This is a genomic window from Halomonas hibernica (genome assembly GCF_013183775.1).
Taxonomy (GTDB): domain Bacteria; phylum Pseudomonadota; class Gammaproteobacteria; order Pseudomonadales; family Halomonadaceae; genus Vreelandella; species Vreelandella citrativorans.
In genome coordinates this window covers 1-21,158 of sequence record NZ_VIFN01000021.1, presented here as the reverse complement: position 1 = coordinate 21,158, position 21,158 = coordinate 1, and the positions used below count along the sequence as shown (strand labels likewise).

At 54.1% G+C, this 21,158-nt stretch carries 23 protein-coding genes and 1 pseudogene; 21 read left to right on the top strand and 3 right to left on the bottom strand.

All coding sequences use genetic code 11. The features are described 5' to 3' along the window. Positions 1-128: 128 nt before the first annotated feature. The 9 genes and pseudogenes from FKN99_RS16975 (at position 129) to FKN99_RS16935 (ending at position 5,769) form a co-directional block, all read left to right on the top strand. Positions 129-787: pseudogene (locus FKN99_RS16975) on the top strand (flagellin N-terminal helical domain-containing protein). 86 nt (positions 788-873) lie between these two features. Then, a complete protein-coding gene (locus FKN99_RS16970) occupies positions 874-1,224 on the top strand; it encodes a hypothetical protein (RefSeq protein WP_172118971.1) in 351 nt (116 codons plus the stop codon). Between the two features lie 33 nt (positions 1,225-1,257). Further along, entirely contained in the window at positions 1,258-1,428 is a 171-nt protein-coding gene (locus tag FKN99_RS16965; RefSeq protein ID WP_172118970.1) for a hypothetical protein, read from the top strand. A 126-nt stretch (positions 1,429-1,554) separates the two neighbouring features. Continuing rightward, positions 1,555-2,244 carry a cell division protein ZipA C-terminal FtsZ-binding domain-containing protein gene (locus FKN99_RS16960; protein WP_172118969.1) on the top strand — a complete coding sequence of 230 codons (690 nt, stop codon included), beginning with the start codon at positions 1,555-1,557 and terminating at the stop codon, positions 2,242-2,244. 247 nt (positions 2,245-2,491) lie between these two features. Continuing rightward, a complete protein-coding gene (locus FKN99_RS16955) occupies positions 2,492-3,268 on the top strand; it encodes an amino acid ABC transporter substrate-binding protein (RefSeq protein ID WP_172118968.1) in 777 nt (258 codons plus the stop codon). 79 nt (positions 3,269-3,347) lie between these two features. Beyond that, positions 3,348-4,016 carry an amino acid ABC transporter permease gene (locus FKN99_RS16950; RefSeq protein ID WP_172118967.1) on the top strand — a complete coding sequence of 223 codons (669 nt, stop codon included), beginning with the start codon at positions 3,348-3,350 and terminating at the stop codon, positions 4,014-4,016. Then, positions 4,013-4,768 (top strand): amino acid ABC transporter ATP-binding protein, encoded by a 756-nt coding sequence (locus FKN99_RS16945; RefSeq protein ID WP_172118966.1) that lies wholly within the window; start codon positions 4,013-4,015, stop codon positions 4,766-4,768. Before FKN99_RS16950 ends, FKN99_RS16945 begins: the two co-directional genes overlap by 4 nt. Before the next feature lie 169 nt (positions 4,769-4,937). Continuing rightward, a complete protein-coding gene (abiEi, locus tag FKN99_RS16940; RefSeq protein ID WP_172118965.1) occupies positions 4,938-5,474 on the top strand; it encodes a type IV toxin-antitoxin system AbiEi family antitoxin in 537 nt (178 codons plus the stop codon). Then, positions 5,464-5,769 carry a nucleotidyl transferase AbiEii/AbiGii toxin family protein gene (locus FKN99_RS16935; protein ID WP_253927075.1) on the top strand — a complete coding sequence of 102 codons (306 nt, stop codon included), beginning with the start codon at positions 5,464-5,466 and terminating at the stop codon, positions 5,767-5,769. Before abiEi ends, FKN99_RS16935 begins: the two co-directional genes overlap by 11 nt. A gap of 115 nt (positions 5,770-5,884) precedes the next feature. On the opposite strand, the gene cls is transcribed toward FKN99_RS16935, so the two are convergent. Beyond that, complete coding sequence (gene cls / locus FKN99_RS16930) at positions 5,885-7,339, bottom strand: cardiolipin synthase (protein WP_172118964.1); 1,455 nt, start codon at positions 7,337-7,339, stop codon at positions 5,885-5,887. Between the two features lie 517 nt (positions 7,340-7,856). On the opposite strand from cls, the gene rpsT reads away from it, so the two are divergent. The 12 genes from rpsT to FKN99_RS16870 all read left to right on the top strand — a co-directional run bounded on the left by rpsT (position 7,857) and on the right by FKN99_RS16870 (position 18,951). Beyond that, positions 7,857-8,123 carry a 30S ribosomal protein S20 gene (gene rpsT, locus FKN99_RS16925; RefSeq protein WP_009097974.1) on the top strand — a complete coding sequence of 89 codons (267 nt, stop codon included), beginning with the start codon at positions 7,857-7,859 and terminating at the stop codon, positions 8,121-8,123. A gap of 110 nt (positions 8,124-8,233) precedes the next feature. Next, positions 8,234-9,823 (top strand): murein biosynthesis integral membrane protein MurJ, encoded by a 1,590-nt coding sequence (gene murJ, locus FKN99_RS16920; RefSeq protein WP_172118963.1) that lies wholly within the window; start codon positions 8,234-8,236, stop codon positions 9,821-9,823. A gap of 160 nt (positions 9,824-9,983) precedes the next feature. Further along, on the top strand, positions 9,984-11,066 hold the full coding sequence (ribF, locus tag FKN99_RS16915) for a bifunctional riboflavin kinase/FAD synthetase (RefSeq protein WP_172118962.1): 1,083 nt from the start codon (positions 9,984-9,986) through the stop codon (positions 11,064-11,066). Between the two features lie 7 nt (positions 11,067-11,073). Next, entirely contained in the window at positions 11,074-13,905 is a 2,832-nt protein-coding gene (gene ileS, locus FKN99_RS16910; RefSeq protein WP_172118961.1) for an isoleucine--tRNA ligase, read from the top strand. After that, positions 13,898-14,428 (top strand): signal peptidase II, encoded by a 531-nt coding sequence (gene lspA / locus FKN99_RS16905; RefSeq protein WP_172118960.1) that lies wholly within the window; start codon positions 13,898-13,900, stop codon positions 14,426-14,428. The genes ileS and lspA overlap by 8 nt, the downstream gene beginning before the upstream one ends. Before the next feature lie 80 nt (positions 14,429-14,508). After that, positions 14,509-14,955, top strand: a complete 447-nt coding sequence (fkpB, locus tag FKN99_RS16900) for an FKBP-type peptidyl-prolyl cis-trans isomerase (RefSeq protein ID WP_172118959.1) — start codon at positions 14,509-14,511, stop codon at positions 14,953-14,955. A 73-nt stretch (positions 14,956-15,028) separates the two neighbouring features. After that, entirely contained in the window at positions 15,029-16,006 is a 978-nt protein-coding gene (gene ispH / locus FKN99_RS16895) for a 4-hydroxy-3-methylbut-2-enyl diphosphate reductase (protein ID WP_172118958.1), read from the top strand. Positions 16,007-16,043: 37 nt separating this feature from the next. Beyond that, on the top strand, positions 16,044-16,448 hold the full coding sequence (locus FKN99_RS16890; protein ID WP_319941299.1) for a type IV pilin protein: 405 nt from the start codon (positions 16,044-16,046) through the stop codon (positions 16,446-16,448). Continuing rightward, positions 16,449-16,892 (top strand): type IV pilus modification PilV family protein, encoded by a 444-nt coding sequence (locus FKN99_RS16885; RefSeq protein WP_172118956.1) that lies wholly within the window; start codon positions 16,449-16,451, stop codon positions 16,890-16,892. Continuing rightward, positions 16,882-17,358, top strand: coding sequence for a PilW family protein (locus tag FKN99_RS16880; RefSeq protein WP_172118955.1), 477 nt, complete (start codon positions 16,882-16,884; stop codon positions 17,356-17,358). The genes FKN99_RS16885 and FKN99_RS16880 overlap by 11 nt, the downstream gene beginning before the upstream one ends. After that, on the top strand, positions 17,355-17,864 hold the full coding sequence (locus FKN99_RS16875) for a hypothetical protein (protein ID WP_172118951.1): 510 nt from the start codon (positions 17,355-17,357) through the stop codon (positions 17,862-17,864). Before FKN99_RS16880 ends, FKN99_RS16875 begins: the two co-directional genes overlap by 4 nt. 64 nt (positions 17,865-17,928) lie before the next feature. Beyond that, entirely contained in the window at positions 17,929-18,951 is a 1,023-nt protein-coding gene (locus FKN99_RS16870) for a tryptophan--tRNA ligase (protein ID WP_172118954.1), read from the top strand. An 81-nt stretch (positions 18,952-19,032) separates the two neighbouring features. On the opposite strand, the gene FKN99_RS16865 is transcribed toward FKN99_RS16870, so the two are convergent. Further along, on the bottom strand, positions 19,033-20,169 hold the full coding sequence (locus FKN99_RS16865) for a cupin domain-containing protein (RefSeq protein WP_172118953.1): 1,137 nt from the start codon (positions 20,167-20,169) through the stop codon (positions 19,033-19,035). Between the two features lie 107 nt (positions 20,170-20,276). Beyond that, positions 20,277-21,035, bottom strand: coding sequence for a YoaK family protein (locus FKN99_RS16860; protein WP_172118952.1), 759 nt, complete (start codon positions 21,033-21,035; stop codon positions 20,277-20,279). Positions 21,036-21,158: the final 123 nt, after the last annotated feature.

The following is a 21,158-nucleotide window of genomic DNA, read 5'->3' as shown; positions in this document are numbered from 1 at the left end:
AAAATTACATAATTTTTTACTACCTCCCCCTAAAGATTTTCCCCACTGCGCCGTTAATAACTATAACGGCGATCAAAGCGCCGAACAGCGGGCCACATGGCCAGTCTTATTGAAAGGGGAATTATTCCATGTCAGTGATTAATACCAATATCACCGCGATGATCGGTCAGCAAAACGATTTGACGACTTCTATGGAACGCTTGTCCTCAGGCCTGCGCCAACCGTATGACCAGCCAAGTCACCGGTCTGTCTCAGGCCCAGCGTAACGCCAACGATGGTATCTCCGTCGCGCAGACTGCTGAAGGCGCGCTGAACCAAGTCAACGACAACCTACAGCGTGTCCGCGAGCTGACCGTTCAGGCATCTAACGGAACTAACTCAGAAGAAGACTTGCAGTCGATCCAAGATGAAATCGGTCAGCGTCTTACCGAAATTAACCGCATCTCTGAAGAAACCAGCTTCAACGGCACCAAGGTGCTTTCTGAAAATCAAGGTATTCAGATTCAGGTAGGTTCTCAAGATGGTAGCGGCACTGAAACTGTTTATTATTCAGCTGAAGTGGCAGACGACGGTACTGTTACTCAGGGCAAAGAACTCGAAGCTGATCCGCTCTGAGCTCGGTGCCGTGCAGAACCGTTTCGATTCTGCCATTACCAACTTGAGCACTACCGAAACTAACCTTACCGCTGCCCGTTCACGCATCGAAGATGCGGACTACGCAACAGAAGTTGCCAACATGACTCGCGCGCAAATCCTGCAGCAGGCCGGTACCTCCGTGCTGGGTTAATCTGAGGCTTGATGATAAAGCCCGTGCTTTATCGCTAGGCATCGTAAACCGGCTCCTTCATGGAGCCGGTTTTTTTAGGAGGGCGTGTGAAAACGAATGCGCAGACTATTTCTGCCTATGATGTTATTTATGACGTAGTGCCTAAACTTAATACCGTCGAAAAGCTAGTGGGGCACACGCTTGATGAAGCGCTCAATACCCAGGAACTGGAAAGTATCGCGCGTACCAACACGTTGAAAATGGAGTTCCAGCTGGAACTGACCATGATACGTATGAACCTGGAGCATTTGTTAAAGCGCTACCAGCAAGAGCTGAATGCCGTGGTAGAAGATAGACGTCGTGACCAGCTATTAACGCTTGACGCGTTTGAGGCAGTGGCGATTGAAAATGCTGCTCAGCTTTATCGGCGAGTGCAAGTTCATCAGAAGGCGGATTAAGCGCTTTGCAGCGTACAAGCCAAGAGAGTAAATGTGATTCCCAGTGAACATGAGCTGGAAACGCTCATCTGTGAAACCCAAGCCGAAACCTGCGGGCTAGACACAACCATGCCTGATGATTATGCCCACCTTCTTGATATCCTCGATAAAGCGATCAAGCAGCAGCACGACCACACGTTAGCGATGCTAAAAGATGACAGCTAGCGGTTAATTTTCCTTGTACTCCTCCTTTTGTCCCCACCATGCCACTAATTGCCTAGCCCGCGAAAATTGCTTTTCCCTATTATTGGTCGATACTTACCCTCTTACAAAAAAAGTGGGATATTAAAAATGAATGCGCATACGCTGGCGCTGACCTTCGCCATTGGGGCCGGGTGGTTAAGCTTTAATACGTTGGTGATCGTAGGCTATTTTTTTGTGTGTAAAAGAGAGACGCTGGGGCTGGGAGAGCGAAATAGCTTTTGGCTAAGGGTTGCGGGTAAACGTGATGAAAAATCCGCGGTTTCTCCTGCGGTTCCCCCACGCTCACAGCCTAGCCAAAAGCCTATAGAAGAACGGGTGCCCATGGACTTGCCTGAGCAAGAAGAGCCGTTCATGGAGGAGCCCATTGGCAAGCCTGAAGAGGTACCTACGCATGTATTTTACGTCATGTTCCAACAGCCGAGCATTGAGCTTAATCAGAAGGTGCAATTAGTCCTGAATAAATGGGGCGCTTACTTCGATGCAGAGTTGAAAATTTATGTGGCATTGGGCGTTACTCCACAAAACCCCTTACGTATTGCCAATGCGTATCCGCCTGGCTTGATGCCTACAGAAGAGGTGTTCCAACAAGAGGACCACCTGCTGGGCGGGGTCAGCATTATCCTCAATAAGCCCAAGCGCAAACGTGGCTTTGACAAGGTACAATTGGGCAAAATGGTGGAATTGAGTGAAGAACTTGCCGCGTTAGGTGGGGCCTTGCTTGATGAAGAGCGCCAACCAGCCTCGCGTAAAACCTTCAGGGATATTACTGGCAGTTAATGCCCATTATGACTGCGCTATTAAGCGTGGTGGTAATTTGTAGCTACCTTTCTATTAGCGCCTGCTATCAAGCACATAGCGTAGGTTAGTTTCGCTGGCTGAACTCTAATAACCTTAATGAATAAAAACTATTTTTAATATTCTTTTTTGTGTTTATGATGTGCATATAACGGCTACGCTGCCTTTGCGCCTGCCACGCCTACACTCTGCAACAGGCAAATGATCTTTGCCGATGAGGATGCTTCTGATGACTCGATCACGTCGTTTAAACACGTTAGTCGCCGCGCTTACCTTAAGTGTGGCAGGTGGTTTTGCTGCGGTTCAGGCCCAGGCAGATACGCTGCGAGTGGGCATGTCGGGCGGCTATTTCCCGTTTACCTTTGTGGAGCGCGACGAACTCAAGGGCTTTGAGGTCGATGTCATGAACGCGGTGGGGGAAGTTACCGGTGATGATGTCGAGTTTGTAACGGCGAGTTTTTCGGGACTAGCAGGTATGTTGGATTCTGGCCGCATCGACACTATTGCCAACCAGATAACGATAACGCCGGAGCGTGAAGCCAAGTATGTATTTACGGCGCCCTATGTGTATGACGGTGCGCAGGTCGTTGTCCGGAAGGGTAACGATGCTATTAACGGCGTTGAGGATCTTTCCGGTAAATCGGTTGCGGTTAACCTGGGCTCCAACTACGAGCAGTTGTTGCGCGAGCTGCCGAACGCCGACGAAATTGATATCCGCACCTACGAATCCAACGTAGAGCAGGACGTAGCATTGGGGCGCACCAATGCCTTTATTATGGACCGCGTTAGTGCGACTCAGGTGATTAAGGAGCGCGGTTTGCCGTTGGAGTTGGCGGGCCAACCCTTCACGGTTATCGAGAATGCGCTGCCGTTTCGTGACAACGAGGCAGGCAATGCCCAGCGCGACCGTGTGGATGAAGCGCTAACTGAGCTTCGCGATAACGGCACGCTGCGTGAAATTTCCGAAAAATGGTTTGATACCGATATCACGCAGCAGCCGGAATAACCGCTACGCTGTAAACGGAAGCCTGTATTGAACGCGGCCGTGGGTAATCCACGGCCGTTTTGCTTAAAGCGATGCTGACATGCTGAACCTGGATTATATGTGGGGGCTGTTACCGGTCCTTTTAAGCTATGTGCCACTCACGCTTGAAATGGCAACCCTCGCCATGCTGCTGGCGCTGGTGCTTGCCTGTCTTCTGGCCGTGATTCGCGTGACCCGTGTGCCGGTGTTGAACGGCTTTTCGCTGCTGTTTATCTCGTTTTTCCGCGGTACACCGCTGTTGGTTCAGCTTTTTCTGTTCTATTACGGGTTGCCCCAACTGGTGGAGGCGTTGGTGTCGATTAACGGCATAACTGCCGCCGTGATGGGCCTGACACTGCACTTTTCCGCCTATATGGCTGAGTCTATTCGGGCGGCCATTGTGGGGATTGACCGCAGCCAGACAGAAGCGGCGCTCTCTATCGGCATGACGCAGTCGCAGCTAATGCGACGTATTATTCTCCCTCAGGCGACCCGTGTGGCGACGCCCACATTGATGAACTACTTCATTGATATCATCAAGGCGACGTCGCTGGCCTTTACGCTGGGCGTCACAGAATTGATGGGAGCCACACAAAAAGAGGCCGCCAGTAGCTTTCTTTATCTGGAGGCTTTTTTACTCGCGGCGATGATTTACTGGGTCATAGTGGAAATTCTCTCCTGGGGGCAGCGTCGCCTGGAAATTTACCTGAATAAGGCGTACCAACGATGATCTCGCTTGAGGCCGTTACCAAGCGCTTTGGTAAACAAGATGTATTCACCGACATTGATTTGTCGCTTGAGCGGGGCGAGATCATTGTCATCATTGGCCCTTCAGGCACGGGTAAGTCAACGCTATTACGCTGCATTAACTTTTTAGAACGGCCTGAATCCGGGCGTATTACCGTAGGCGATGTACGCGTGGATGCGCAGCAGGCGAGCCGTGCTGATATTTTAAAGCTGCGTCGGCGTACCGCGTTTGTCTTTCAAAACTATGGTTTGTTTGCCAACAAAACGGCGCTTGAGAACATCAGCGAGGGCATGATCGTCGTTGATAAAATCCCCAAGGAAAAGGCCCATGCACGCGCCCGAGAAATCCTTGAGCGGATTGGGCTTTCAGATAAAGCCGATGCTTACCCGGCGGCGCTTTCTGGCGGGCAGCAGCAGCGTATCGGCATTGGTCGCGCCATGGCCGCGAACGCCGATGTCATTCTGTTTGATGAGCCCACGTCATCGCTGGACCCGCAATGGGTGGAGGAAGTGCTGAGCCTGATGAAGCAACTTGCCGCCGAGCAGCAAACCATGATCATCGTTACCCACGAGATGCAGTTTGCGCGTGACGTAGCGGATCGCGTGATATTTATGGATGAAGGGCAAATTATTGAACAAGCACCGCCCGAGGAGCTGTTCACTGCCCCTAAGGACCCGCGCACGCAGCATTTTCTGCGCAAAATTCTTGCCCCAACGGGCCAGCCGCTGCCTTAACAGCATGTGGTTATTGGCAACTGCAGTCGGCAGCTTACGGCGTTGAAGCATTGCTTGTGCTTTATGTCGACATTAACCGCATATTAATGTGTTGTTTTCGTGCCCATGGTATTCTTGGTGGACATGAATAGCGCTTTTTAACGTGGTTTCTGTAGCCCAAGGGGGTGAGGTGAAACAAAGCGAAGCGATCAAACGTCTTGCCGAGTTCGACCAGCGCGAGCGCTATGTTTTTGCTGCACGAGACATGTCGAAAGTGTTTCATGATGATACGCCCCGTAGCCGAGAGGCCACACTGAAACGCCTGGTTAACGCGGGCATTCTGGAGCGCCCATCCAAGGGCGTGTATTTGTATGCGTTGTCGAAGAACAAAGGCCCGGATACCCTGGAGCTGATTGCCAAGACACTACGCAGGGGGGAATATAGTTACATCAGCCTTGAGTCTGCTCTATCAGAGTATGGCGTGATCTCCCAAATCCCGGTCGGCCGACTAACGGTGATGACCACCGGCCGTAAAGGCGAATATAAAACACCTTATGGGGTCATTGAGTTCACTCATACAAAGCGTCCGATATCGGATATTTTATCTGTTATCAAGGATCGCGGGCGCCCTTTGAAGGTTGCAACCAGGCAGGCGGCACTCCGGGATCTTAAGCGCGTTGGTCGCAACACCCACCTGGTTGATGAGGGGGATGCATATGATGATTGAGTCTGTTGATTTCAAATCCCTGGTAGATCAAGTAATGAAAGATGCAGTGTTAGGGCATATGCGGCCGGTTGTCGAAAAGGAGTTGCTGCATTACGACCTGTTGTATGCGCTGGATAAAGAAAGCATGCTCGACAGCCTGGTTTTTCAGGGCGGTACATCGCTGAGGTTGTGCTATGGAGGCAGTCGTTTCAGTGAAGTTCAGTCTTACCTGACCGCTACCTTGACGGATCAACTGATAACCGTTCAGACAGCCTTGGGCCGTGAGCAATCAGCAGAGCCATCTTTCCGGATGTAGCGATTGCTTGATGTAGCACTGTTGTAAATGTCATGGTTTCTCAGGTGTAGGCGCTTTTCAGCGGCTCACCGCTGCCCGTCGTGGGCAGCGCGGATCACTAGCCGATGAACATCGATTACATCACTGGGCTGAAAATGGTGGCAACGTTATCGCCGATGCGGCGTAACAACGAGCGATGAATGACCTGGTCGGGGACCACTTCATTGGCATCGGAAAGCCACGCGTTTTGGCGTTCTCTAATGCTTTTCGCTACGTCGGGGGAGTGCAGTAGAATATTATTCTCGAAATTAAGTTCAAGGCTGCGCCGGTCCATGTTCGCCGAGCCGACTAGCGCCACTGCTTCATCCACCACCAGTGTTTTTGCGTGCAAAAGGCCACCGCGAAACTCAAAGATCTTCACGCCAGCGGCAACAAGCTGTGCATAGTAGGCTTTGCTGATGGCACCTACCACAAAGGAGTCGTTGCGCTGGGGCAGGATGAGCGTGGTTTGAACGCCGCGCCTAGCGCAGCCAATCAGCGCCGAAAGCAGCGAGGCGTCCGGAACAAAGTACGGGTTCGAAATTACTACTTCATGCTGGGCGCAGTGCAGAAGGCTGGAAAATACATCCGACATGGCGCCTTTAGGTGACAGCGGCCCGGTGCCAAAGGCAATAGCCGCGCTGGCGCTGTTCATGGCTTCCGTGCTGGTTTCTGTGCAGGATGGCGGTACTTCCCAGGCAACATCAAGGTGCTCGTTGGATTCGATCAACCAGTTGGCCGCAAACAGCAACTGGTTTTGCATCACTACTGGCCCCTCGAAACGCAGCATGATATCTACCCACGGCGCATACTTCGCCTTGACACGAAACTCGGGGTCGGCGCAGTTCTGGCTTCCGCAGTAGGTTAGGCGGTTATCCACCACGACGATCTTGCGATGGTTTCTAAGGTCTGCGCGGTTTCCAAGCAGTGCGTCAAGCCCAAAAGAGACCTTCAGCGATACGCACAGTTGAACACCGGCGGCTTTCATTGCGGCCCAGTGCTCTGAACGGGTAAGTGCTCGCGAACCAATACCGTCCACAATGATGCGGCATGTCACGCCACGTTCAGCCGCGCGCTTAACGGCCTCTACAATCTTGAGCCCGTTGTTGTCAGTAAGCCAAATATAAAAGGAGATATGAATGCTCTCCTTGGCGGCATCGAAATCTTCCACCATCGCGTCGATCGCTGCATTGGAGTCGGCGGTTAACATGGCGGTGTTGTGGTTAGTGACGCCGCTATGCGCCAGATGCTCACAGGCGCGAAAGGCGGGCCGAAAACGGTCTGGTACATGCTCCAGAGCCGATGTTTTCCCTATGTTATAGGCTTTTACCAACCGTGTGACGGTGCCAATTGCTTTGCGTCGTGACCGGCGCGATATCCAGGGTTCGCCAAGTAGCAGGTAAGCTATGATGCCTAAACCAGGTAGAAACGAGAGAATCAATATCCATGCGGCTCGGGAGGCGGGCTCTTTGCCCTCTACCGTCAGCACGCGGATCACCAGGGCGACGTAGGCCAGCATATGAGCGGCAAACCAAAGAGAAAAATCCGACATAGTGAGTCCGTCTTTAATAGTGAAGTTGTTCGAGAGTCTGACTATCCCTGAACGCCATAGGGCCTCCATTAGTAGCCACGGGGGCCGTGCGGCTAACGCAGGCCTCAGAGATAAACAAGCTAGCGGATCGGCCGCCAAAGAACGCCGCTGCAAACACCGGTTTTTTATATTTAATAGCAATAATGTAGAAGATGCTGGGCAAAGTCCATGACGCTTCTTTTGAGAGCGTCTTGTAAACCATTCGGTTGGCCGGCTGATGCAATAAAACATTGACAACGTGTGGCAAGCAAGAATAGTGCGTGATAGACTACGCCATCCTCTCAGACAAGACCCGTGGGCGGGCAGGCAATTTGACTGCCGGTCACACTATTTGACAGAGCTTAAAGGCTTGTCGAATCAATTGGTTGTTAAGGAAAGTCGCGTTATGGGCAGCTTTTAGAGTGAACATGAGCGTGGCGAACACATAGTTAATCCGTTGCCGAATTTGCGGCAACCTTTATTCTCCAAGGAGATACCTGTGGCGAACAGCAAGCAAGCACGCAAGCGCGCCCGCCAGGCCGAGACTCGTCGCGTCCTGAAAGCCAGCCAGCGCAGCATGGTCCGCACCTATATCAAGCGTGTGATCAAAGCGATCAACACCGGCGACCACGGCAAGGCGATGGAAGAGTTCAAGGTAATGCAGCCGGTCGTTGACCGTATTGCTGATAAAGACGTGCTGTCCAAGAAGAAAGCAGCGCGCCTGAAAAGCCGTTTGAACAAGCGTATTAAGGCACTGGCGGCGTAAGCCGGCAGGCGCCATAAAAAAAACCGGCTACGGCCGGTTTTTTTGTGTCTGATGGTTTTATCTAATGACTCTATGATGGGTATTGGCCATCCGCGCCTATGGATCCAAAAATGACCTCAAACACGCCGCCGAATGAAACTTCCGCCGCGCCTGGCGCGCCGCCACGCCGTGGGCTAATGCGCTCGGGGCTGGTGGTTAGCTCCATGACCATGCTTTCTCGCGTGATGGGCCTGATCCGTGACGTGGTGGTGGCGACACTTTTGGGCGCCGGGAATGGCGCGGATGCCTTTTTTGTCGCTTTTAAAATCCCTAATTTTTTGCGTCGCCTGTTTGCTGAAGGTGCCTTTAACCAGGCCTTTGTGCCGGTGCTTTCCGAGTACTCGACCCAGCGCAGTAAGCAGGAAATTCGCGAGTTACTCAACGCCGTAGCCGGTAGTTTAACCGCACTGCTGGCTTTGATTACCGCGCTTGCGATGCTGTGCGCGCCCTGGCTTATCTGGGTGTTTGCACCCGGTTTTGGCAGTGACCCCGCCAAGCATGCCTTGACCGCCGATATGCTGCGCCTAACGTTTCCGTATTTGCTGCTGATCTCGCTCACGGCTTTTTCTGGCAGCGTGCTAAATACCTGGAACCGTTTTGCAGTGCCTGCCTTTACGCCGGTTTTGCTCAACCTGTCACTCATTGGCGCCGCGCTCTTTTTAATGCCGTTAATGGATGAGCCCGCCATGGCGCTGGCCTGGGGCGTGCTGATTGCAGGTGCTGCCCAACTGATTTTCCAGGTGCCGTTTTTAATGCGTTTGGGCTTGATGCCCACGCCTTGGCCGAACTTCGCTCATGAAGGCGTTAAGCGCATTTTAAAGCTGATGGGCCCGGCGCTGTTTGGGGTCTCGGTCTCGCAAATTAACCTGCTGCTGGATACGGTGTTGGCGTCACTGCTGGTGGCGGGCAGTGTCTCCTGGCTTTACTACTCTGACCGCTTGGTAGAGCTGCCGCTCGGCGTCTTTGGTGTGGCGATAGCAACGGTGATATTACCCGCACTTTCCAAGCGCCACGCTGAACAGTCAAAGGCGCATTTTGCCGCCATGCTCGACTGGGCGATCCGGTTAGTGCTTTTGGTAGGCTTGCCTGCCGCACTGGCGCTGGCGGTATTGGCCGAGCCGCTATTGATCACGCTATTTCACTATGGCGCAATGACCGACCACGATATTCAGATGGCCGCGATGAGCCTGCGTGCCTATGCCTTTGGCCTGGTCGCCTTTATGCTGATTAAGGTATTGGCGCCTGGTTTTTTTGCCCGCCAGGACACCAAAACGCCGGTGAAGGTGGGTATTATCGCCATGGTCGCTAATATGGTGTTCAACCTGATGTTGATTTGGCCGCTTGCCCATGCCGGGTTGGCGCTCGCCACGGCGCTGTCGGCATTTTTGAACGCGGGTATGCTGGGAGTGTTGCTGTACAGGCAGGGCGTGCTGGTTTTTCAGCCGGGCTGGGGCCGGTACGCGGTGCAACTACTGGGCGGTAGCGGTTTGATGTGTGCCGCGCTTTATATGGTGTCGCCAGAGTGGCACGCGTGGCTTGCGTTTAGCCTGTGGCAGCGTGTTGCCTGGGTGGCCGGGCTGGTAGGTTTAGGGGGCGGGATTTATGTTGTCTGGCTTACCGCGCTGGGCCTGCGGCCACGGCATTTTAAAATGCAGAGCTAAACCCTACAGCGGCAATGCGTGGCCGAACGCTTAAAAGTCACGTTGAATCGGCAGAGAGTTAGACATATATCACGGTAGGTTCGCTATAATCAGAGCTTTTTAAGCTTCACCCAAACCCAACAAGGCTTGGGAGCGGCAAATTATTAACGGCTGAGGTGCCATGCGCGTCATTCGAGGACTGCACAATCTGGTAGCGGCACAGCGTGGCTGCGTCGCTACCATTGGAAATTTTGACGGTGTGCATCGTGGCCATCAGGCAATTTTGCAGCAGTGCCGCGAGCACGCTGCGCGCCTAAACGTGCCGCTAACCGTGGTCGTGTTTGAGCCCCAGCCGCGTGAGTACTTTGCCGGTGACCAGGCACCCCCACGGCTAACGCGCTTGCGTGAAAAGGTGCGTCTGTTGGGTCAGTACGGCGCTGAACAGGTGCTGTGCCTGCCGTTTAATAATGCCCTTAGAAGCCTGACCGGGCGCGAATTTATTGATCAGGTGCTGATCGAAGGGCTGGGTGTTAAACATCTGGTCGTTGGTGATGACTTCCGTTTTGGCTGTGACCGCCAAGGCGACTTTACGCTGCTGGCAGCGGTGGGCGAAGAGCAGGGCTTTGGGGTTGAACATACCCGCACCTTTACGGTTGAGAACGAGCGGGTTTCAAGCTCACGCGTACGTACCTTGCTTGCCAGCGGTAACTTTGCCGCAGCAGCCAATCTGTTAGGGCGGGCGTATTCGCTGGATGGGCGTGTGGTGCGTGACCAGCAGCTTGGCCGCACCATTGGTGTGCCCACGGCGAACCTGCCCCTGTTGCCTCAGCCCTTAACGCTGCGCGGTGTCTATGCCGTTGGGGTGACGCTTGAAAACGGCCAGCGCTATCACGGTATTGCTAACGTCGGCTTTCGGCCGACGGTTGGCTCCATGCGGCCCACACTGGAAGTCAACCTGTTTGATTTTGACGGTGATCTCTACGACAAACGCATGACGGTATTTCCCTGTGCGCGGCTTCGTGGGGAAGTGAAATTCGACAACTTTGATGCGCTAAAAGCGCAAATTGAGCGCGACCAGGCCCAGGCACATCGCTACTTTGCGACGGCCGTCACTGGTTGTCATAACGCGCTGCCGCTAGCCTCGGCCCCGCTTGGGCGTGAGGCTATGGCCTCCAAGGCTCAGGCCTCCCAGACTCAGGTTTCCAAGACAATTTCTTCTGATCCTTCTTCGGCGGATGACGCTGCCGATGCTAACAACGGCTGACCGAACCATGGACTATAAGCACACGCTAAACTTGCCTGAAACCGACTTTCCTATGCGTGGCATGTTGCCCAAGCAGGAGCCGGGACGCGTTTCACGCTGGCAAGATATGAACCTGTACCAGCGCCTGCGCGAAGCGCGTGCTGGCGCACCGCTGTTTGTACTGCATGATGGCCCTCCCTACGCCAACGGCAGTATCCATATTGGTCACGCCGTTAATAAAATTTTAAAAGATATTATCGTTAAATCGAAAAACCTGGCGGGCTTTGATGCGCCTTACGTGCCGGGCTGGGACTGCCATGGTCTACCCATTGAGCACAAGGTAGAAACCACGCACGGTAAGCACCTGGCGCCTGCAAAAGCGCGAGAGCTATGCCGTGAATACGCGGGCGCTCAGGTTGAAACACAGCTGGCTGATTTTGTGCGCTTGGGGATTATTGGTGACTGGAATCATCCCTACCGCACTATGGACTACGCCAATGAAGCAGGCGAGATTCGCGCACTGGCCGATATGGTCGAAGCGGGCTACGTCTTTAAAGGCCTGAAACCGGTTAACTGGTGCTTTGACTGTGGCTCGGCGCTGGCTGAGGCGGAAGTCGAGTATCAGGACAAGAAGTCCGACGCGATTGATGTCGCCTTCCCGGTGGAAGATGCCGATAAGCTGGCCGCTGCCTTTGGCTTGAGCGAGCTGCCCAAACCGGCGGCGGTGGTGATCTGGACCACCACGCCCTGGACGATCCCTGCCAACCAGGCGCTGAACGTTCACCCCGAATTTACCTACGCGCTGGTCGATACCGGCGAGCGCCTGCTGCTGCTAGCCGAAGAGCTGGTCGAAAGCTGCCTTGAACGCTTTGGTTTACAAGGCGAGGTCATCGCCACCACTCGCGGTGAAAAACTAGACCTGATTAACTTCCGCCACCCGTTCTATGATCGCCTGTCGCCAGTTTACCTGGCTGATTACGTCGAGTCGGAAGTGGGCAGCACCGGTATCGTTCACTCCGCGCCTTCTTACGGCCTGGATGACTTTAATACCTGCCGCGCCCACGACATGAGCTTTGACGACATGCTGAACCCGGTACAGGGCAACGGCGTGTACGTTGATGATCTGCCGTTCTTTGGCGGCCAGATGATCTGGAAAGCCAACCCCAACATCGTCGCCAAGCTTGACGAAGTGGGTGCGCTGATGGCGCATAAGCCCATCGTGCACAGCTACATGCACTGCTGGCGCCATAAAACGCCGGTCATCTACCGTGCGACAGCCCAGTGGTTTGTGGGCATGGATATTCAGGGGAAAGACGGTAAAACCCTGCGTGAGCGTGCGCTGGAAGGCATCGAGGCGACTCAGTTCACTCCCGCCTGGGGCCAGGCGCGTCTGCACAGCATGATCGCTAATCGCCCGGATTGGTGCATCTCGCGTCAGCGTAACTGGGGTGTGCCGATTCCGTTCTTCCTGCATAAGCAAACCGGCGAGCTGCATCCGCGCACCATTGAGCTGATGGAAGAAGTCGCCAAGCGCGTGCAGGAGCAAGGCATTGATGCCTGGTTCAGCCTCGACGCTGCTGAGCTGCTGGGCGCGGAAGCGGCCGAATACGACAAGACGACTGACACGCTGGATGTCTGGTTTGACTCCGGCACCACGCACCGCCATGTGCTGCGCGGCTCTCATCCGCATGGCCATGAAAGCGGCCCGCGAGCTGATTTGTATCTGGAAGGCTCTGACCAGCACCGCGGCTGGTTCCACTCGTCGCTGTTGACCGGTTCGGCAATTGACGGTCACGCGCCGTATCGTCAGCTATTGACCCACGGCTTTACCGTCGATTCGCAAGGCCGTAAGCAGTCCAAGTCGTTGGGTAATGTCATCGCGCCGCAGTCGGTGATGGACAAGCTGGGTGCCGACATTCTGCGCCTTTGGGTGGCCTCGACGGATTACTCCAATGAAATGGCCGTGTCGGATGAGATCCTCAAGCGTACAGCGGACGTGTATCGGCGTATTCGCAACACGTCGCGCTTTCTTTTGGCCAACCTGACCGGCTTTGACCCGGCGCGCGATATGGTGGCTTTTGAGGATATGATCGCCCTGGATCGCTGGGTCGTTGACCGCGCACTGCAGCTCCAGGAGCGCATTCAGAAAGCGTATGAAGAGTACCGTTTCCTGGACGTGTATCAGCAGGTGCATACCTTCTGCGCGCGCGACCTGGGTGGTTTTTATCTGGATATCATCAAGGATCGCCAGTACACCACGCAGGCTGATTCGCTGGCACGCCGCAGCTGTCAGAGTGCGCTCTATCATGTTATCGAGGCGCTTTCGCGTTGGGTCGCGCCGATTCTCTCCTTCACCGCTGAGGAGATTTACGAGCATATCCCGGGCAAGCGTGGCGACAGCGTGCTGCTGGAAACCTACTATACCGACCTGAAGCCCCTTGATGCTGACGCCGAGATGGGGCGTGAATACTGGGAAGCAGTGCTAGAGGTCAAGCAGGCGGTGAATAAGCGCTTGGAAGAAGCGCGTAGCGAAGGGGCCATCAAAGGCTCGCTGGACAGCGAAGTCACCCTTTACGTCAGCGATGAACTCAATGTGTTGCTGTCACAACTGGGCGACGAGTTACGCTTTGTGCTGATTACCTCGGAAGCGACCCTCAAGCCGCTAGCGGATGCCGAGGCATCTGCCTACAGCGAGCTAGAAGGGCTCAAAGTAGCGGTGGTCGTCAGTGCGTTTGAGAAGTGCGAACGCAGCTGGGAGCGTCGCCCTGACGTAGGCACGCATCCTGAGCATCCCACGCTGTGCAAGCGCTCGATTCTTAACCTGCCGGATGGCCCGGGTGAGGTGCGTCATTATGCCTGAGTCGGTCTCGTCCAACGCGCGGCCGCCCATGCGCCAGCCGCTGCGCTGGCTGTGGCTGGCCGTTGCCGTGATTGTGCTGGATTTAGCCACCAAGGCGATTGCCAGCAGCCAGCTGGGGTATCTGCAGCCGGTAGAAGTGCTGCCGTTTTTTAACTTCACCTTAATGCATAACACGGGGGCGGCCTTTAGCTTTTTGGCTTCCCACCCTGGCTGGCAGCGCTGGTTTTTTGCGGTCATCGCGATTGGTGCGAGCGTGGGCTTAACCATCTGGCTTTCGCGGGTCAGGGCCGATGAAAAGCTGCTGGCCATTTCGCTGCCGCTGATTATCGGTGGGGCGCTTGGGAATCTCTATGACCGCCTGGTACATGGCTATGTGGTCGATTTTTTATCGTTTCATGTGGCCGGTTGGTACTATCCCGCCTTTAACGTGGCAGACATCGGGATTACTCTGGGGGCCATTGGGTTGATTTGGGAGTCAGTGATGGGTGACCGGCGACGTAAAAAAGCCCACTCAACGAAGTAACCCGCGACCTCTAACTCGGTTAGCATTAATCAGGCCTTGGTGGCAGTATGCCAGGGCCTTACCACATAGCGAGCAGTGTAATGAGTGATTACCTGATTGATGAGGGGATGGAAGTGACCCTGCACTTCACCCTGAAACTTGAAGATGGCACGGTAGTGGATTCTACCAAAGAGAAGGCTCCGGCCACCTTTCAGTACGGTGACGGCAATTTGCCACCCGGCTTTGAGCACCCGATTAAAGGCATGACAACGGGCGAGACAGGTACTTTTCAGGTCTCTCCCGAGCATGCCTTTGGGCAGCACAATCCGCAAAATATCCAGACGTTAAAGCGCGCTGATTTTGGCGATGAAACGCCTGAAATTGGTATGGTGATGTCGTTTGCCGATAAAGCGGGAACGGAATTGCCTGGTGTGGTCAAAACCATTGAAGGCGACCGCGTTGAGGTGGATTTTAATCATCCGCTGGCGGGGCGCACGTTAACCTTTGAGGTTGACGTACTGGATGTAAAACCGGTTACAACGCACTAGTCTTTAGCATTGGCTTTAGCATTAGCCGGGTTCTTATTCACTAAACGGTGCGGTAACGCATCAAGGCACTACTATGCAATCGACGCAAGCACAGCCCATACAGATCAAATTGGCCAATCCGCGTGGTTTTTGTGCCGGCGTGGATCGCGCTATAGATATCGTCAACCGTGCACTGGATGTGTTCGGGCCGCCTATCTATGTGCGCCATGAAGTTGTCCACAACCGCTTTGTGGTGGAAACGCTGCGCGAGCGTGGGGCTGTCTTCGTGGAAGAGCTCGACGAAGTGCCGGATGACGTGATCGTTATTTTCTCTGCGCATGGCGTGTCTCAAGCCGTACAGTCCGATGCTGAGCGGCGTGGGCTGAAAGTGTTTGATGCCACTTGCCCGCTGGTCACCAAGGTGCATTTGGAAGTCTTGCGCTACGCCAAGCGGGGGCACGAGTGCGTGCTGATCGGGCACGCAGGCCATCCCGAAGTAGAAGGCACCATGGGGCGCTATGACACGGCGCATGGCGGCCGCATCTATCTAGTCGAAGATGAGCAGGACGTTGCCAGCCTGGAGGTCAAGGATCCTTCCAGCCTTGCCTTTGTGACCCAAACGACGCTGTCGATGGATGACACGGCCAAAGTGATTGATGCGCTGCGCGAGAGGTTTCCCGAGATCAGTGGGCCGCGTAAAGATGATATTTGCTATGCCACGCAAAACCGCCAGGATGCGGTGCGTGAACTGGCCGCGGACAGTGATCTAGTGCTTGTGGTGGGCAGCCCCAATAGCTCCAATTCCAACCGTCTGCGCGAGCTTTCCGAGCGTATGGGAACACCGGCGTACCTGATAGATAATGCCGACCAGATTGAGCCAACGTGGCTTGAAAACGTCGGCCGCATCGGCGTAACGGCGGGTGCCAGTGCCCCGGAAGTGCTGGTGAAAGGCGTAATTGGCAAGCTTCAGTCATTGGGTGCTTCCATGCCGGAAGAGCTAAAAGGCCGCGAGGAGAGCATTACGTTCTCCATGCCCAAAGAGCTGCGTGAGCAGGTAATCGTCAGCAGCTGATGCACTGCGTATGCGGTGGCTGATGCAGGAGCATCACGTGAGGTTTTCGCTTTATCCTTACTCTGTTCGCGCAGGCCGCTCGATAGAGCGTCAGCGCGGTTTTACGCTTCTTGAGCTTGTGGTGGTGATGGGCATTCTCGGCCTTATCGCTGGCATGGCTTACCCTGCCTACTCCCGCTACCTACAAACATCCCTGCGCACGGATGCGCATGCGGGGTTAAGGCAGGCGGCGGCTGAGCTAGCGCGCTGTCACGCCCGAACCTATTCCTACCAAGAGTGTGAGGTGTCCCGCTTGTCACCAAGCGGGCATTATCGCATTGCCTATTCTGAACGCCAGGACGGTCGCTATGTGCTAAGCGCGTCGACTGAGCGAAAAGATGGCTGTGGCCAGGCCATAACGCTCAGTAGTCAAGGTGAACGCCTGCCCGAGACGTGCTGGTAAGTGCGGCGCCAAGAGGGGGTTACCCTGGTGGAGGTGTTAATTGCCTTGGCCTTGCTGGCGTTTGGGCTGATCGGCATCGCCGCCATTCAGCTAACGTCGCTGCAAAGTGCCGCTTCGGGCTACCAATACTCCGTGGCAAGTGTGGCAGCTCTGGATGCACAGGAGCGTGCCTGGGCGCAGCTGGCGGCGAAACAAAACTGCCGACACCTCACGGCGGGGCTGGAGAGTGACTGGCAGGCCGAGTGGTTTACGCCTTCACAAGCACCGCTTAACGGTGCAACGGGCACGGTTGATAGCGCTTTTGTATCCGGAGGTTGCCAATTGACCGTCTCCATTACGATGCGTGCACGGTCTTCCAATCAAGCGGCTGACCATTTTGACTACGTGTTTACCTTACCCTTTATTGAAGCGCGCTATGCTGGCGAGGCGCCTAATGCTCAATAAGCGCCAAGGAGGATTTACACTGGTTGAAATGATGGTCGCGATGGTGATCGGCGCCATTATTATTTTGGGTGCAGGCCAGCTTTTGTTAACCACCGTGACGACCTTTCAGCGCGTCGAGGCTATCAGTCGCGAGCAGGAAGCGCTTGTTTTTGCCGTTCAATCGCTCACCCGGGACATTCGTAAAGGCCAAGCAGGTCAATATGAGATCAATGACTCGCTGGTCGATGCGACCACCTGTGCGTTACGTCATAACAGCCAGCCCTTGATAGAAGGGCTTTATAAAGGCAGTCATGCATGCGACTCGCTTAGCCTGTTTGAGAAAGACGCCGGTGGTATAGCAGGGCTTTATCGGATAACGCTCCAATTTGCGGGCGAGCGCCAAACACCGTTTGTATGGCATGTGATGCAGCGTGATCACGTTATTACGCGTCGTACACCTCTTCCCGCCACGGAGGGCAGCCCATGAAGCATCAGCAGGGGGCTGCGCTGGTGATCGTCATGGCGCTTCTTTCTGCCGCGCTGCTGCTGGGCGTGGCGAGTATGCGGACGGCGTTAGTTGATGAGCACTTGGCGGGTAATTTTCGGGTTGCCGTTCAGGCCCAAATGCTGGACGAGAGTCTGCTGGCTGTCTTGTCGGACCGCCAGTATGCAGCATCGCGGGATGCCTTCTTGAACCGTTTACTAACGTATCCACCCGCCTTCAATATCGGCGATAAGCGACAGTTGCAAAGCGATGATAGTCAGGCGTTGTTACCACGCCAGGCGCTCAACGCACTGCTTGAGGCATTGCCAATAGCGCAAGCCGAGGGCCAAAGGCGGTTACTTGATGACCTCATCATTGATATTGAACGGCTGGCGGATCAGCGCGTTGCCATCACGGCCAGAAGCGGTGGTACGTCTGCCAGTACGCACGCTGTTTTTGTGAGGCAAAGCCCGGAAGCAGCAACGTGGCGGCTGGCAGGATTACGCTGATGGCATTCGCCACGCGTAAATCTGCGCGTTATGATAGGCCTATTTGCCCAAGAGCCTAAACACAATGAGTCAAACTGCTAAAACCCGCGTCTTAACCGGTATTACGACGACCGGTACACCGCACTTAGGCAACTACGTTGGTGCGATTAAACCGGCCATAGAAGCAAGCCAGGACCCCAATGTACAGTCGTTCTATTTTTTGGCGGATTACCACGCCCTGATCAAGTGCCAGGACCCTGCGCGCGTGCAAGCGTCACGCTTGGAAATTGCCGCTACCTGGCTGGCGCTTGGGCTGGATACCGACAACGCCATTTTTTACCGCCAGTCTGATTTGATTGAAGTTCAAGAACTCTCGTGGATGCTTTCCTGCGTGTGTGCCAAAGGCCTGATGAACCGCGCCCACGCTTACAAAGCCGCCGTGGCTGAGAACGAAGAAGCAGGCGACCAGGATGCGGACAAAGGCATCACCATGGGGCTTTTTGGTTATCCGGTATTGATGGCTGCCGATATCCTGATGTTCAACGCCAAAAAGGTGCCGGTAGGGCGCGACCAGATTCAGCATATCGAAATGGCACGTGATATGGCCGGGCGGTTCAACCACCTTTATAAAGGGCAGTACTTTACGCTACCCGAAGCGGTGGTAAGTGAGACAGGCGAGGTGTTGAAAGGACTGGACGGTCGCAAAATGTCCAAAAGCTATAACAATACCATCCCGCTGTTTTCGCCCGAGAAAAAGCTTCAAAAGCTGGTGCGTAAAATCAAGACCAACTCGCTTGAGCCCGGCGAACCGAAGGACCCGGATACCTGCACCCTGTTCCAGATATACGCGGCATTTGCCAATGAGAGCGAAACGTCTGCTCTGCGTGAACAGTACGCCGCCGGTATCGGCTGGGGCGATGCTAAAAACCAGGTATTTGAGTATCTCAATACATACCTGAGCGAACCCCGCGAGCGCTACAATGCGCTAATGGATGACCCTGCCCATATTGAAGCGGTGCTGCAAAAAGGCGCTCAGCGTGCTCGGGAGGAGGCTGCGATAACCATGGATAAACTGCGCTCAGCGGTCGGCCTTGGGCGTTTTGTCTGATGGATGATTACGCACTTTATAGTGAGAAAAAGCCAGCCTCAAAGAGGCTGGCTAGCGGTTTTCAATGACTGCCCAACTGTATTACTTCACTACCGGGCAACGCTCGCGGCGCAGTGACTTCATTAGTGTGTCATCGACGTCCAGGTGGCCTTGAACAATGCTGGCGGGTGTCAGTGCCAGCCATTGGTTCAGTGAAACATCGCGGTAGTCGCCCTTGTTGAATACGTTGAGAACATACACTGGCTCGTCACCGATGTTCTCAATGTAGTGGGCCAGGTTCTTCGGCACATAGCTGACGTCGCCGGGGCCGTAGTTAAAAGTACGTGCATTGCTGACGGCGTTGAACACGGTCATGCGCGCCTGGCCAGACAGGTAGTACTGAATTTCATCAGCATCCGGGTGCCAGTGAATTTCTCGCATACCGCCGGGCTCAAGCTTAATCATCAACATCGCCATGGTCGTGACGTCGAAACTTTTCGAATCGATGATTTTGGTCGCGCCGCCTTGCCATGTGTTCTCAGGAATATCACCTCCCCGGAATACATATTTGCCTGTCATGTTACCAGCGCCGAGCTCTTCGCGAACCTGCTCAATGGGCGCTGGCTGTGGCTGACGGAAAATATACTTTTCAGAAGGCGGGATGTTGTCGAAGGCACTTTCCGGAACACCGAAGTTCTTGGCCAGCACCTCTTTCGGCATATGCGCGAAGAGCTCTGTGACGAGCAGTGTCTCGTTTTCGGAGAAGTTACCGTCATTGAAGATCAGAACGAATTCGGTGCCTTCTTCAAGACCCTGAATGGCATGTGGAACGCCTGCGGGGGCAAACCAGAGGTCACCTGGCCCGAGGTCTTCAACCAGCGTCTGGCGGTTTTCGTCAACCAGATAGAAACGCACGCGGCCTTCCGTTACGTAGGCCCATTCGGCTTCTTTATGCCAATGGAGTTCACGAATAACACCAGGGCCAAGACGCATATTAACGATAGCGAGCTCTTCCAAAGCCGGGCACTCGCGCAGCGTCACTTCCCGCGCCCAGCCGCCGTCTTCAAGACGGTTATGAGCCATGGCGAACGGAAACTTCAGGTTCGGGATCCCGCCATTGTCGGTTTCTGGAGGCAGGAAGATATCTGGATTCATTTTGTCCAGAACAACATTACGTGGGCCTGTGTCGTCAGCGCCCTGGGTTCCGCGAATGGGCTGAGGTGCGTCTTTATCAGCCATGGCTTTGCTCCTGTATTTACCTACAACGTATTGGTCAATGTAGCTATTGTTACAGTTGAAGTGGATAACAGCCGGATGATGCTATATTGGTCGCCTGAAAAGAGGGATCAGGCAAAGTTGCCGCCAGGTAGCGTATCAACACGCTGATGCCTGTCGTGATCTCGCCACACGATGACGATTAAAATTAAAGCGATTAAAGCCGGTAGAATCAGAGCGCCCGCTGTAACGAACCTGTCAATAAAGAAACCAATCGCGCCACCGCCCGCAAACCCGAGCAGAACGAGGAAGAAAATACCAGCCCACATTAAATTTGGCTCACCGTTAATGCCCTTTTTATTAAAGAAAGACTGAATCAGGAAGTTAAAGGCCATTTGGACAACGAAGGTGACCGCCACGTTGCCATACAGCATGCCATGGCTTTTATGGAACGCATTACCCTGCATACCTGCAATAAAGCTTACGGTATAGGCAATCATTAGCACATTGTGTTCACCTTTCCAGACAAGCCATATCAATACGGCAAGTATCAGAAATTCGAGAAATAGAATGGCGCGGGTAACGATTCTGTGATGGCTTAGCAGATTGGTCATAATGGCACCACAAATAGCCGAGCCAATACCAAACGCAATAACGGAAAGAAAGGGAGCCATGAATTTATCCCAGTTTCCCTGGATAAGCCAATAACCGATTTGTACAACATTACCTGACTGAACCGTTGCAAAGGTCTCTGCATTTGCGAACGTCCATGCGTTCATTGAGCCCGCCATGAACGCAAGCAGGAAGCCAACGAGAGGAAGCTCCATTAAGGGGAAGCGTATTGCCTCGGGGTGGTCTGGGAGTGGTGTGTGTGATGCTGTGTTAGACATTCAGATATCTCCTTTGCACGCTATAAGCTGTTGTAATAAGGGGACAAAGGCTGAAAACTTATGTAGCAAGAATACGGCATTAGTGTAAGTGGTTACGCAAAAGTTATTGAGTAATCAGTGCCG